Origin of the sequence: Petrocella sp. FN5, from assembly GCF_029210395.1 — a bacterium.
Lineage (GTDB): Bacteria > Bacillota > Clostridia > Lachnospirales > Vallitaleaceae > Petrocella.
This window is the reverse complement of sequence record NZ_JARGDP010000070.1, coordinates 1-13220: the sequence shown is the minus strand read 5'-3', so window position 1 is coordinate 13220 and position 13220 is coordinate 1. Positions and strand designations below refer to the sequence as shown.

At 34.9% G+C, this 13220-nt stretch carries 13 protein-coding genes and 1 other annotated feature; of the genes, 3 read left to right on the top strand and 10 right to left on the bottom strand.

The genetic code is table 11. From position 1 onward, the window contains the following. Window positions 1-146 precede the first annotated feature (146 nt). Complete coding sequence (locus tag P0N36_RS12725; RefSeq protein WP_275843228.1) at window positions 147-893, top strand: LytR/AlgR family response regulator transcription factor; 747 nt, start codon at window positions 147-149, stop codon at window positions 891-893. 103 nt (window positions 894-996) lie between these two features. On the opposite strand, the gene P0N36_RS12720 is transcribed toward P0N36_RS12725, so the two are convergent. The 4 genes from P0N36_RS12720 to P0N36_RS12705 form a co-directional block, all read right to left on the bottom strand. Further along, window positions 997-2259, bottom strand: coding sequence for a sensor histidine kinase (locus P0N36_RS12720; protein WP_275843227.1), 1263 nt, complete (start codon window positions 2257-2259; stop codon window positions 997-999). A gap of 308 nt (window positions 2260-2567) precedes the next feature. After that, window positions 2568-4532, bottom strand: coding sequence for a PAS domain-containing protein (locus P0N36_RS12715; RefSeq protein WP_275843226.1), 1965 nt, complete (start codon window positions 4530-4532; stop codon window positions 2568-2570). Window positions 4533-4534: 2 nt separating this feature from the next. Next, a complete protein-coding gene (locus P0N36_RS12710) occupies window positions 4535-5287 on the bottom strand; it encodes a PAS domain S-box protein (protein ID WP_275843225.1) in 753 nt (250 codons plus the stop codon). A gap of 418 nt (window positions 5288-5705) precedes the next feature. Beyond that, a complete protein-coding gene (locus tag P0N36_RS12705; protein ID WP_442957192.1) occupies window positions 5706-7607 on the bottom strand; it encodes an RCC1 domain-containing protein in 1902 nt (633 codons plus the stop codon). Between P0N36_RS12705 and P0N36_RS12700 the strand changes: the two genes are divergently transcribed. After that, window positions 7525-7854, top strand: coding sequence for a hypothetical protein (locus P0N36_RS12700; RefSeq protein ID WP_275843231.1), 330 nt, complete (start codon window positions 7525-7527; stop codon window positions 7852-7854). The genes P0N36_RS12705 and P0N36_RS12700 overlap by 83 nt on opposite strands. Window positions 7855-8438: 584 nt before the next feature. Beyond that, window positions 8439-8630 (top strand): hypothetical protein, encoded by a 192-nt coding sequence (locus P0N36_RS12695; protein WP_330684028.1) that lies wholly within the window; start codon window positions 8439-8441, stop codon window positions 8628-8630. Here the strand turns inward: P0N36_RS12695 and tyrS are convergent. The 6 genes from tyrS to P0N36_RS12665 all read right to left on the bottom strand — a co-directional run bounded on the left by tyrS (window position 8603) and on the right by P0N36_RS12665 (window position 13038). Beyond that, window positions 8603-9829 (bottom strand): tyrosine--tRNA ligase, encoded by a 1227-nt coding sequence (gene tyrS, locus P0N36_RS12690; RefSeq protein ID WP_275843229.1) that lies wholly within the window; start codon window positions 9827-9829, stop codon window positions 8603-8605. The genes P0N36_RS12695 and tyrS overlap by 28 nt on opposite strands. A gap of 55 nt (window positions 9830-9884) precedes the next feature. After that, window positions 9885-10114: a binding site (T-box leader), on the bottom strand. Between the two features lie 83 nt (window positions 10115-10197). Then, window positions 10198-10728, bottom strand: coding sequence for a TetR/AcrR family transcriptional regulator C-terminal domain-containing protein (locus P0N36_RS12685; protein ID WP_275843224.1), 531 nt, complete (start codon window positions 10726-10728; stop codon window positions 10198-10200). A 162-nt stretch (window positions 10729-10890) separates the two neighbouring features. Beyond that, window positions 10891-11196 (bottom strand): Fic family protein, encoded by a 306-nt coding sequence (locus P0N36_RS12680; protein WP_275843223.1) that lies wholly within the window; start codon window positions 11194-11196, stop codon window positions 10891-10893. Window positions 11197-11317: 121 nt separating this feature from the next. Continuing rightward, entirely contained in the window at window positions 11318-11620 is a 303-nt protein-coding gene (locus P0N36_RS12675) for a type II toxin-antitoxin system RelE/ParE family toxin (protein WP_275843222.1), read from the bottom strand. Beyond that, complete coding sequence (locus tag P0N36_RS12670) at window positions 11613-11876, bottom strand: type II toxin-antitoxin system prevent-host-death family antitoxin (RefSeq protein ID WP_275843221.1); 264 nt, start codon at window positions 11874-11876, stop codon at window positions 11613-11615. The genes P0N36_RS12675 and P0N36_RS12670 overlap by 8 nt, the downstream gene beginning before the upstream one ends. Window positions 11877-12168: 292 nt before the next feature. Next, entirely contained in the window at window positions 12169-13038 is an 870-nt protein-coding gene (locus P0N36_RS12665) for a DUF4085 family protein (protein ID WP_275843220.1), read from the bottom strand. Window positions 13039-13220 lie beyond the last annotated feature (182 nt).

The window sequence follows — 13220 nt, the reverse complement described above, 5'->3', positions numbered from 1 at the left end:
CACTTGGAAGAAGAACAAAGAGGCTACGCCTCGTTTTGCAAAGCAAATTGTTCCGGCAGGAAAGACTTCCTTAATAGTTAATGCGATGCTTCAACGCATTAACATAACATTGTCTTTCCTAGAGAATAAATAAGAGGAGTTTATTTATGTTTAATATAGCCCTTTGTGATGATAATATAAAAGACCTTTCAAATATGACCAACCTTCTAAATGATTACAAAAATCTCCAGTGTGATAAAACCCTAATAAAATATACGGCTTTTCAAAATGCTTTAGATTTAATTGCAGCAATGGAAATAGGAGAAAAATACGATGTAGTTCTATTAGATATTCTAATGCCTTTTATGACAGGTATGGATGCAGCGAAGGAGATAAGGGTATTTAATCAAGATGTTAAAATCATCTTTTTTACCTCTTCTACAGAATTTGCTGTTGAATCTTATTCTGTTGGTGCTTACTATTATGCCCTTAAACCTGTATGGAAAGAACAATTATTTATTCTATTAGATAAAGTTTTTTCTGAAATTGAAACCCAGATTAACAAAAGTATTTTAATAAAAAGCAAAACCGGTTTAACCAGGATATACCTCCATAGGCTTGAGTTCGCTGAAGTTAACGTTAGGACCATACTGTATCATATGACAGATGGGTTAATCATTGAAGGTATTGGATCTATGTCCGAATTAGAAAGTCTTCTCCTTGATGCTACCTGCTTTATCAAGCCTCATCGATCATATCTTATTAATATGTCCCATATAAATACACTATACCCAAGGGAAATTAAAATGCAATCCCAATCTTTAGTCCCAATGTCTAAGGCGAATTATCAAACAATAAAATCAGCTTATATGGCCTATGCATTTAAGGAACAAGTACGCTTTAAAAACATATAAGTTGGCACACTCTAGGCTGGATAATCATTCTAGTTAACCCTCTTTGATATCTATATTTTCCAACAAAAAAACGAGTATTAACTCGCTTTTTCAAATAATATATTTATAAAATCACCCGCATTGTAAAAATCCCGTTCTCGTTTGTAAAGGCATATAACCCGACATATTTATTAACAGTCGCAACGATGCTTTTTATACCTAAACCATGGTCTTTCTCTGTTGATATTGGAAGTTCTTCTTCAAAGAATATCTCACCTTCAAAATTATTACATATCTCTATCTTCATATTCTGATCTTCATACTTACAACTAACTCTTATTTTTTTATTTGCTTCATCATCTAGCTTATTGCAAGCATTGATTGCATTCTCTAACGCATTTGATAAAATGATACACACATCTATTGAGTTAATATCACTTTCCATTGGTATAATCACATCCACATCTATGTCAATATGGTTATTCCTGGCTTTAGTAACATAAGTCGATAGAATTAGATTCACACTTGTATTTTCACAATATTGTTTTATTTGTATGGCATCAACGGCTTTATTGATTTGGGCGATATAAGTCAACGCTTCTTCAGTATGATTTTCTGAAATATTAGCGCTTATATATTGTAAATGATGGCGTAAATCGTGGCGATAGATAGCACCTTGCTCCTGTGCCGCCTTATAGTCCTCAATCTGGATTGAGATATTGTCTATCTGCATTTGTAGTACCTTTTGCTCTGTTTGCAAGCTAAAACTTTTATCCATTTCAATAAAATAAGCAATTATAAATGTATAAAACACAAAATTGAACCCCACACTAAACAATCCAACGACTAACATATTAGAATTGTAGAGTGCATCTGTATAAACAGTTGTAGCATATGTTATGCAATAGGATAGGGCTGGCACCACCGTTAAAAGGGTGATACGTTTCCTTGAATAGCTCAATACTCGATTGACATAGGGCTTAAGAAATCGATAAGTTATAATCAATAATATAAGAGATACCATAATCTTGGTTAAGACAAGCACATATGGATCATCGTTAAAAAACGAAGCCACTACCTCACCAAACCACCTTCTTGGTGCGGTGAAAATATACGAAATAAATAAAACAAATAAAACCACATTCATTCTTTTTTTAAAGAAGTACCAGAAAAATATGATGACCGGCATATGAATTATAAGTGGGTAAAGTTTTTCTATAAATTCTGAATCAAAGGTAAAATAAAGCACATATTTTAAAGCACCACTAAAGAAAATGTACAAAGAGATTAAGAATACACTCTTCCTATTTACTTTAATATCAAGAAAAAACATCATAAGCAATACACCGTAAATAAGTACAGTTAGATAATCCAGCATACCTAACATACTTTTTCACCTCCTAGTAATAATTCGTATTCGGCGTTTAAGAAACACCGCAGCCCTCATATTTAGGGGATTTTTTCTACATAAAAAAATATAACGCTTCACCTGATTATGGTAAGATTGAAATGTAAGTAACAAATTCAACCATCGTCCTAAAGGCGTTATATGCCTAAGTCAGCTATAACAAAAGGTTTATTGTATAGGTTTTACACACCTAATTTCACTTCATTCTTCAAATATTTCTTTATACTTGCTCAGTTTTTGTATTAGCTCTAACGTTAGATTCTCATCCCGTCTTTTTGAGCCTATCTCTAATTTTTCTTAATGAACAAGTTTAGTTCAAGTTCTTTTTCGATTGCTTTGGGCATAAATACAGAAACTGTTTCTTCAAGCATAGAACGAAGTTCAAAGGTAGTTTCTTCTAAATTCATTTTTCCTGCTTCGATTTTTGATAAGTCTAAAATATCGTTGATGAGATACAATAACATCTCTGATGCTGTCTTTGCTTCATTTACATAGGAAGACTGCTCTTCTGATAAGGTCGTATAGTCTAATAAAGAAAGCATACCCATAACCCCATTAATTGGCGTTCGGATTTCATGGGACATGTTTGCTAAAAATTGACCTTTGGCAATATTTGCACTTTCTGCTTTTTGCTTGGCTTCTTTTAATTCCAACTCAACGAGTTGACGTTCTACTGCTCTTTCAAGTGATCCATTAAAAGCATTTAAAATTGAGTATTCTATTTCACTCCACTCACGTTCATACTTGCATTCATCAAATCCAACAAATCCCCAAAAAATATTGTTAATAAACACAGGCATGACCAGAATAGATTGAATGCTTTGAGCTTCTAATATTTGTCTGACATCTTCTTTGAATTCACTTGTTTTTCCATAATAAGCTTCGTTGTTTATCAATGGCTTTATAAAACTATGAATCTCTCCAAACGGAATATTTTGAAGCTCTGGATTATCAATCTGAGGCCTACTTGATTCAGAACTCCATTCAATCTTTTGACTTGTATAGCCATTACCTTCTTCATTATATTTATTTTCAAATAAATATACCCTGTCTACATCCGTTGCTTGACCTAACAGTTTGAAACATTTTGAAATTGCAATAACATAATCCGAGCTATCCAGTAAGATATCTGTAGATTTTGCAACAGCCGACAAAATACGATCTTTCATTTTTAATAGCTTCTCACTGTTTTTTAAGTCAGTAATATCTGTCATCACAGTTAGAAATGATTTTTCTAATTGATTGTCAATAACCTCTCCTGCAAATAATCCTGTCATGATTTGATTTGTTTTAGTTTTAACTTTTAGCTCAATATCTTTAATCCTACCTTTTTCACGTAGGACTTTTGCGACTTCCATTTGCTTCTCTGGTTCTGTAAACAACTCCAACTCCAATGCTGTTTTCCCAAGAATTTCTGACTTTTCATAACCTAGTCTTTCACAAAAAGCCTCATTAACGTCTTTAAAAGTATGATCTTCTAGACTCGTGATTGCCATAAGGGCGGGATTGTTATTAAATAATTTATGGAACTTATCAAGAGCAGCTTCCTTGACTGATAAATCCTTTACGATACCAAAAACACAAGCCTCTCCATTCCAAGTACCAAACCATACTCTGGTTTCCACAGGTATCAATTTGCCCTTCTTGCTTATTAATGGTAAGGGACAGTTATCTCTTTTTCCCTCAAACATATCTGCAAATATTTGTTCTGCTTCTTGCCTTCTATCATTGGGATGTAAATCCAATATATGCATCTGATAGAGTTCTTCATTGTCATAGCCTAACTTCAAAATGGTAGCACGATTCGCATAAAGAATATGACCATTAACATCACCTACTAATAAGAGATCATCTATCGTTTCAAAGAAAGAATTAAAATTTTGTTCTTTTTCTTTTAATGCAGATTGTTGTTCAACTTGAAGGGTAATATCCGAATGTGATCCTGCCATTCGATATGGTTTTCCCTGGGCATCTCTAATTGCTTCTCCACGGGCTCTCATATGACGTAAACTTTGATCTTTATGAACCATACGGAAGGAAATAACATAATTAATGACTTCTCCAGATAGATATTCTTTGACACAGGTCAAAACTTTTTCTTTATCTTCTTCAAAAATCAAGGCTTCAAAAGAAGAAAATGAGTTCCTAATTTCATCGTCTCTATAACCCAACTGCAACTTCCACCTAGGCGATAAATATAGTTCATTGGTTAGAATATTCCAGTCCCAAAAGCCATCATTACTACCCGCCATAGCTAATTCATATCGCTTTTTTTCTTCCGATATTTTTTCTTCAAGTTTATTTTTTCTGTAATATCCCTTGCAGAAGCATAAATGAGCTTACCACTTGGTTTTGAGCACCATTCAATATATCTGTATGAGCCATCTTTTGTACGATAGCGATTGACAAAATTTAGAGCATTGTTTTTATTTCCCAAACTTTTCATTTTATCTAATGTTGCTTGTAAATCTTCTGGATGAACGAATTCTAAAAATTTTTTACTTGTTAATTCATCTGTTTTATATCCCAAGGTTGTTTCCCATGACTTATTGACCTTAATAAAATTACCTTCAAAATCAGCAATACAAAGCAAATCTAAATTCACATCAAAAAAACCATTTAATTCATCTAGCTTCTCTTTTTCGTCTGGGATATCTATAAAAGCAGTTACAAAATAGCCTTTCTCAAATGAAAAGGCGCTAATTCGAAACCACTTATTTTGAGGAAGGGCATATTGTTCAAATTCTTTATGTTCGCCATTAAGAGCGACGTCACCATAATATGCAATCCAATCAAAGTCGCCTTCCTGAATGTCTGGCAATACGTCTGTCACCATCTTACCTAATATAGTGTCACGTTTTAATCCTGTGAAATGCTCAAAGGCTTCATTGACGTCAATGAATTCATAGTCGATAGGTATCCCTTCTTGATCACAAATAATACGGTGATAGGCATACCCCATAGGCGATTTATCGATAAGGTTTTTATAAAGTTCATCGGTCATCATGGTTACTCCTTTTCTTTTTTAGTATTTTTAATCATCATGATCTTAATCAAATCGTGTTTATTTACTAGACCCTAACCATAGCCAAACAGCACCTTCATACATTGCGTGATTCTTATTAATATGCATGCCATCTTATATTTATTAATTAATACTCTTTTCATTGTACCTCATAGGTTTTATTACCTATTATTCTACCTATAATTACCCAGTTTGTCTAATGGTTATTCGGATTATTGTAAAGGGTAAAGCTTTTCTTTTTATCTGACCGCAAGGAAGTCAATTTCTTTTTATATATAGCACGCCTACATATATTTCCTAGTCTCTAAATAAAGAGATTCGCTATACCTTAGGATATAGCGAATCTCTTTATTTATATATTGCTATTAGATATTACCCTGAATTTTTACTCATTAATATATTAGTCCAAAGTATATGAACCAGTACTATCTATCTCTATTGTCTGTAATAAACCATTCCAACTCACATTGAAATCAAAAGCGCTGCCCACATCTCGGAGCTTGAAATAGTTATTGCCAGCAATGTTATAAGCTGTCAAGCTAACTATTTTACCATCTAAGATAATTTTAGAGGTTGTTGGAATAGGCGTAGTAGCAGCTGTACCCTTCTTAGCCATTTCACCACCAACAGTTCTATAGGCTTGTCCGCTCTGCAATGAAATAGCATTGTTGACGCTATCCCATGAAACGGAAAACTGTTTTAAACTGCCATTCATAATATATGCTAAATCACGAAGCTTAAAGTAATTATTTCCCGCGATATTATAGGCGTCAAAAGAAACATTTTCACCATCTACCAAGACCTTTGAAGCCGTAGGCGTAGCAGTGATTGCAGGTACAGATGGTGCTGAGGCCGCAAGTCTAATACCTGTAAGAGCCTTAAAAGGTGTCAACTGATTTGTCCTTAAACCATTCCCCACTTGATAGTCAAAATTGTATCCCCAACAATATAAATCGCCATTTTGGGTTACGCTAGCAGCAACATGGCCATCGATTATGGCTGATACTACATTAGAGAGCACCTTCACCGGTGTGGTTTGTCTTTCATCCATTAATGTGCCTGTTTCTTCACCTTTACTTTTATTGTTACCTACCTGACCCTCATTATTATAACCCCAACAGTAAAGATCCCCATTGGTCGTAATCGCAGCCGCTGTGGCTCCATTATCGGTTGTGAACGATGCCACATTAGATAACACTTTCACTGGTGAAGTCTGTACTTTAGTTGCCCCATTACCGATTTGCCCATACCCATTTTCACCCCAAGAATAAAGGTCGCCACTGGTTGTAATCGCAGCAGTATTGGTAATAGAAGAAGTAACTGATACCACATTAGAAAGCACTTTTACTGGTGTGGTCTGGCTGTCTTGTGAGTAGGCTTCCATGCCATTTCCAACCTGTCCCATCTCGTTATAACCCCAAGCATAGAGGTCTCCATTTTCGGTAATCGCCACAGTTGTTTGACTGGTTGTGACTGATACCACATCAGACAGTACTTTCACTGGCGTGGTCTGATTATCCCTTGATGAACCATTCCCTACCTGTCCAAATAGATTTATACCCCAGCAGTAAAGATCGCCGTTGTTCGTGATTGCCGCAGCCGGGCCATCGTTTGCTGTAAGAGATGCCACATTAGAAAGCACCTTTACTGGCGTGGTCTGATATGCGCCTGTGCCACTCTTTCCATTACCTACTTGGCCATGTTCATTATATCCCCAAGCATAAAGGTCGCCGTTTCTTGTAATAGCCAGAGTGGTAACATTACTCATTCTATACTCATCCATCATAATTGATTCTACGTTAGAAAGCACTTTCACTGGCGTAGCCAAGCTTTCGCCTTCTCCACCCTTACCGTTACCTACTTGACCGTATACGTTTCGTCCCCACATATAAAGATCACCATTCGTAGTGATTGCTCCAATTGTACCGTTCTCCATAGTAACCGATACCACTTTAGAAAGCACCTTAACTGGTGTGCTTTGCCTCATATATCTTCCTGACTCCCCGTTGCCTACCTGACCAAATTCGTTACCACCCCAGCAGTAAAGATCGCCATTTGTTGTAATAGCAGCCACATTAGTATTATCTGTTGTAACTGATGCCACGTTAGAAAGCACCTTGACTGGTGTGAAACCCGACTCCTCACGATCTCCAATACCTAGCTGACCTGATGTATTCGTTCCCCAGCAGTAAAGGTCTCCACTCGCAGTGATTGCAGCCGTGAGTGTACTTAGGGCTACTGCTTCTTTAGATACCGTTGTGGACGCCGCTACATTAGGCGCGAATGTGGCACAAAGAGCCATCACCAACATTATAGATAGCATTTTCTTTTTCATTGTATTTCTCCTCCTAGCAACGATCTTTGTTGTTGTTATCCTGTTAACTTTAAATCCTTCCATTATTTTTCCTAAACCATTTTTCAAATATTTTATTGAACCGCCCATTTCTTCTTCCTTCCATATACAATCTATGATACTTTTTGAGCATTATGACGATATACTATCCTTATTAGCCAACAAACTTAATGATATGATTATGCCATGTGAATAAACATAGTTTTTTATCGTTAAATGCCTCTTCAATTTATCGTTACAACGATTAGATCATATAATAAAATATACCACATAATTCCATATAGAATATGTTACTAACACGAAACGACCTTTATATGTCATGAAATGAATTTTCTGGTTAATGAGGTACTATGTGCAGGTATTCGTTATTCCAATTACTTTCGTCATGTGATTCTTTAGATTGCTATTTAGATGTATCTTTCGTCTCAAAAAACTAAAAAATGAGCCAGCTAATATCAAAGGATATTCTCTAGCTCTTTATTTTTTTTGACTTATAGCTTCTCGTGTCTTTATTTTAATATCAAAAGGCAGTCACTGGACCACTTTCTCTTAAACCCTTTAAAATCAAGGGTTTACGCATTCCTTTTTCGACTATCATTTAGAATGGCGTCAAAATGGATTCAGATCTAGAAGTTGTCATATGCTTCATTTTACGTTTATCAAACTTACGATAAATAAAGATAAGGTTAGAATGGATGAATTGATTCAGACTTTTGACTCAGATGATAGAAACTCATTGCTTTAAGATAAGTCGCTCAAGAACATGAAGGAGGAACCAATATGACTCGTATTTATAAAAAAATATCGCCATCCATGGATGAGTGGCTAAATGAAGCAAAATCAGATCGTATAGCCTCACAAGAAGGAATGTATTTGATTCATAATGGTGTTGTGCGACAAACACCCAAAATGAAGGTCCGAAATAGTATAAGGTGCCTTGTTTATTATTTATTCATAAACGTCTTATGGTAGTTCTTCTTTCCTTTGCGAATTTTAATACCCTTTTTCAACTCTTCTGAGGTAATAGCGAGATCAATGGACTCGACTTTAACATCATTTAGAAGTAATCCCCCTTGTTGGATTACGCGTCTCGCTTCAGTCCTTGAAGCAGTTAATTTGCATTCAACCATTAAATCTATGATGCCAATAACGCCGTCAACGAGTTGATCTTCTCTTATCTCTGTAGAAGGCATATTAGAATCGTCTGTTCCCGTTATGAATAGAGCATGAGAAGCACTTTTTGCATTTTGAGCTTCTTCTTGACTATGAACCAACTTGGTCAATTCAAAAGCCAAGATCTCCTTCGCTTGATTTAGTTGACTACCTTCCCATTTGTCCATTTCATTAATTTGTTCAAGAGGCAAAAACGTTAACATACGAATACACTTCAATACATCGGCATCATCAACATTTCGCCAGTACTGGTAGAATTCAAAAGGAGATGTCCTGTTAGGATCGAGCCAAAGTGCTCCTTTTGCGGTTTTACCCATCTTATTACCTTCCGAATTCATTAATAGTGTATTTGTCATAGCGTAAGAATTTTCACCTAATTTTCGTCGAATCAATTCTCTACCGCCAAGCATGTTAGACCACTGATCATCACCGCCAAACTGCATATTACAACCATAATTTTTAAAGAGATGGTAAAAATCAAATGACTGCATAATCATATAGTTCAATTCCAAAAATGAGAGACCTTTTTCCATTCTCTGCTTATAGCATTCAGCGCGCAACATATTATTTACAGAAAAATGTGCTCCAACTTCTCGAAGTAATTCGATATATTTCAAATCTAAAAGCCAATCTACATTATTAACCATAATTGCTTGATCATTATCAAAATCTATGAATTTTTCTATCTGCTTCTTAAAACAATCGCAGTTATGTTGAATTATTTCAGACGTCATCATGGTACGCAAATCTGTTCTGCCCGAAGGATCACCAATATACCCTGTGCCACCACCTAAAAGAACAACGGGCTTGTTCCCCGCCATTTGCAATCGTTTCATCAAACATAAAGCTACAAAATGACCTACATGTAAAGAATCCGCAGTTGGATCAAATCCGATATAAAATGTCGCTTTCCCCTCATTGACAAGCTCTCTAATTTCTTCTTCGTCGGTAACCTGAGCAATCAAGCCACGGGCTACCAGTTCATCATAAATTTTCATCATTACAACTCCTTTGCATAATTTTGGCGACAAAAAAACCCCTGCTCCATTGGGAACAGAGGGCAGAAATTGCGGTACCACCTCTGATTCAGAAATTCCTCACAGAATCTCCCTTTACGAGTGCAACACACTCAAACGCTATATTGGGCGCGCCCAGCATACCCTACTATAATTTCAGGTAGCAGCTCCAGGATGTATTCGTATCAGTGCGTCAACAACCTCACACCAACCGGTTGCTCTCTGAATGACGTATACTGAACTACTTTTTCCCTTCAAAACCTTAATTGATTTAATTTATTCAATTTTAATACAACCACTATTGGAAGTAAAGTCACAAAATGACACATGTGTGACATAAAGGGTTTTACTTAATCAATCTGCTTTAATATATCTGTTGGTAGGGTCCGCTTAAGCAAATCCACCAGTTTTTTCTTATCCATTTTCATCCCGCTGAGCAGCCACTCGATAACCATGTCTGTGCCACCACGAGAAGCAATATCAATTGTAAACTGCATTATTTCAGATGTTATATCAACACCTTTAGACATTAGGTATTTTTCATAAGTTTTCCGGGTAACTTGTATGTCATAATTACGAAGTCCATTAACATCTCGACTTGCATAAGCATTTTTTAATATGTAATATTTTTCTTGATAAATATCAAGATAACGCAACAATGCTTCTTCCCACGTAAGATTATCTGTAATACGACCAAAACTATCTTCGAAAAATTGAGAAAAGTACCAGCTAGAAAGGTCATATTTATCTCTAAAGTGACGGTAAAATGTCTTACGAGAGAGCGAGGTTCCTGATACTATCTCACTAACTTGAATATGATCAAGGTTCTTTTTTATCAGCAACTTCTCAAGGGATTCTGCAAATATATTTTTAGTATTCATCGAACCTCTCCCTTTATCATTTATCATTCACATCTAATATGGCGAGTATAGGGCTTAAGAACATATGAGACGAGGGCATAGTGGGTAATAACATATTCTAATACAATGTGAACAGAATTTCAACCAAATCACTTACAGATATATCCTCATATACTATAATATCTATTCTGTATTACTAACACTAAAGTACTTCTGATTCTTAGATTTTGGTACATCAGGTTTTGTCATTTTCAGCATACCTTTTTCTATTAATGGATTTATATAACTTTGCATCATCCAATAAACTGTCGTTATACCTAAAAAATCTGCAATTTCCAAAGCATTCATTTCTGCTGCTTGGGTGATACGAATATCATCTTCATAATAACAAGGTCTTTCTGAAATATCTATACTTGGTATTTCTGCAGATACTATTGATTTATCTTCAAACATTGTTACTGTAAAAACAGGACGTATAATTGGAATCATTTGTTTACATTGCTCATTAACTTTTTTTGCAAATCTTGAGTAGACAAAAATGATGCCGCCAAGGCCTATTAGAGCCTTGGCGGAAAGGTTTGTTCATTAAAATACGCAAAAAATATAATACCTAGAAATTACTCGGTGTATATCTTACTGTAGCAACAATAACCATTCTATTATCTTCATCTATACGATATATAATTGTAAAGTTTTTTAGAAAAATTTGTCGATATCCCTTATTAGAAAATGTTCCAGTTTTCCTTATTGCTCCTCTATATGGCATTTCATCAAGCCCAAGAATTGCTTCTTGCAACAAATCAATCATCTGCTTTGCTGTCTCAATTAATTTAATCTCATCTTTAATGTACCTATAGATTTCATCCAAATCTCTGTTTGCTTTAGGCAACAACTTTACACTATATTTACTCAAAGTACTTCCGCCTTAGAGAAGAAAGAGCTTCTTTTGCATCAATCAACTTACCTTCCTGCTTATATTCGGCCTCAGCTTCCATAATCGCCTCATCTATTCCTACATTCTCAACAATCTGCTCATAGGTTTCAATACTCATAATTACTAAATCACCATAACCATTTTTTGTTATGAATACCGGTTCTTTCTTTGTGTGACATAATTCAGAAATATCATTTGTATTCCTTAAATCTGTAATTGGTCTAATTTGCGGCATATCGACACCTCCTCTTTTGTATATTATTATAGCATTATTATGTACAATTCACAATAATAATTATATGCCCTCTACCCTGTGTATTAATTATTTTATCATTTTTATGCTCCAAACTCCATGATGTTATTTATAAATTGTATTGCAAAAAGAACACATTGAATTTCTTCAACCTGTCCTTTTCTCCTCTCTTTCTCTGTTTTTTGGTACAAAAAAACGGCAAGTTTATAGGTTGTTTTTATTGACCTATAAACTCGCCGCCATTTTACATTTTAGGTTATTATTAAGGATATCGTTAGACTTTTTCTACTATAATGCTTTTTGATGCTATCGTTAGTTCAATATATGAATTTGTTTCATCTACAAACATCATATGCGCTTCATATCCATTATGAGTGTTGTAAAGTTCTTCATAAATCCACCAACATCCATTCACTGCGGTATCTTCTTTAATAATCTTTGCATCATGAAATATTATTTTATTGTCCTCAGTGAACCCGCCACTCGTATCCAATAATATTGTAACGTCTTTCTTCTTTATAATGCTTTTCACTTTACAATCATGAAAACCAAATCGTTCCCTTATATTTTCCGGAATATTTTCTTTTTCCTGCGCCAATTTAAAATCTTTTAACACCGATTGAACCTTTTTTTCGTTTTCCTTACTGATTTTTTTAAGTTGGTTAATCATTTCCTTCGTACTATATCCTAATGCAAACACTCTAGGATCAGCTACTTGAGAGTAAATATCTTTAGGTATTTTTTTTTCATTATCTTCTAAGAACATCTTTTGCCTATTCTCAAATTCAATAGAATTTTTTTGAATATCAAAAGGGCCTCTTGAATCATAAGATTCTATAAGTTTACGAATGTGCTCTTTCTGTTCTTCCGGCATCTCATTAACTATGGTATCTCCTTCTAGAATTTCTTCGCCAGAGATGAATTTGTCTGCTCGAACGAGTACCTCCCCATCTGCATCAAATAATTCACGAGGATTAAAGTCATATATTTCCTTTTCTTGTTTTAAAAAAGCCTTTTCTTTTCTCTTTCTCAGTCGCTGATATACACTTTCGTTTAGGACTCTAACATCTTTATGCGCCCGTAACCCAAAATGTAACCCCGTTAATTGGCATAAATTACACCATTCTTTCGTAAGATATCTCACGACTTTACCCCCTATTGAAAATCGATTTTATATTTTTTTTATCTTGAAAAATGTTATGGTCAAGTTCTACATTTTACCACCCGAACCACTACGTGTCATCAGCACTATCGTCTCAACATGTGTGGATGATTTATTGAGACAGAAATGGTTCTTAGAAAATATGTTATTTAAATGTAATCCAT

What these genes read in the sequence shown, in the direction of transcription:
- P0N36_RS12715 (WP_275843226.1), bottom strand. Translation starts at nt 4,532, where the DNA reads ATGGCGGGTAGTAATGATGGCTTTTGGGACTGGAATATTCTAACCAAT.
- P0N36_RS12705 (WP_442957192.1), bottom strand. Translation starts at nt 7,607, where the DNA reads ATGGCTCTTTGTGCCACATTCGCGCCTAATGTAGCGGCGTCCACAACG.
- P0N36_RS12725 (WP_275843228.1), top strand. Translation starts at nt 147, where the DNA reads ATGTTTAATATAGCCCTTTGTGATGATAATATAAAAGACCTTTCAAAT.
- P0N36_RS12695 (WP_330684028.1), top strand. Translation starts at nt 8,439, where the DNA reads ATGACTCGTATTTATAAAAAAATATCGCCATCCATGGATGAGTGGCTA.
- P0N36_RS12710 (WP_275843225.1), bottom strand. Translation starts at nt 5,287, where the DNA reads ATGATGACCGATGAACTTTATAAAAACCTTATCGATAAATCGCCTATG.
- tyrS (WP_275843229.1), bottom strand. Translation starts at nt 9,829, where the DNA reads ATGAAAATTTATGATGAACTGGTAGCCCGTGGCTTGATTGCTCAGGTT.
- P0N36_RS12680 (WP_275843223.1), bottom strand. Translation starts at nt 11,196, where the DNA reads ATGATTCCAATTATACGTCCTGTTTTTACAGTAACAATGTTTGAAGAT.
- P0N36_RS12685 (WP_275843224.1), bottom strand. Translation starts at nt 10,728, where the DNA reads ATGAATACTAAAAATATATTTGCAGAATCCCTTGAGAAGTTGCTGATA.
- P0N36_RS12720 (WP_275843227.1), bottom strand. Translation starts at nt 2,259, where the DNA reads ATGTTAGGTATGCTGGATTATCTAACTGTACTTATTTACGGTGTATTG.
- P0N36_RS12670 (WP_275843221.1), bottom strand. Translation starts at nt 11,876, where the DNA reads ATGCCGCAAATTAGACCAATTACAGATTTAAGGAATACAAATGATATT.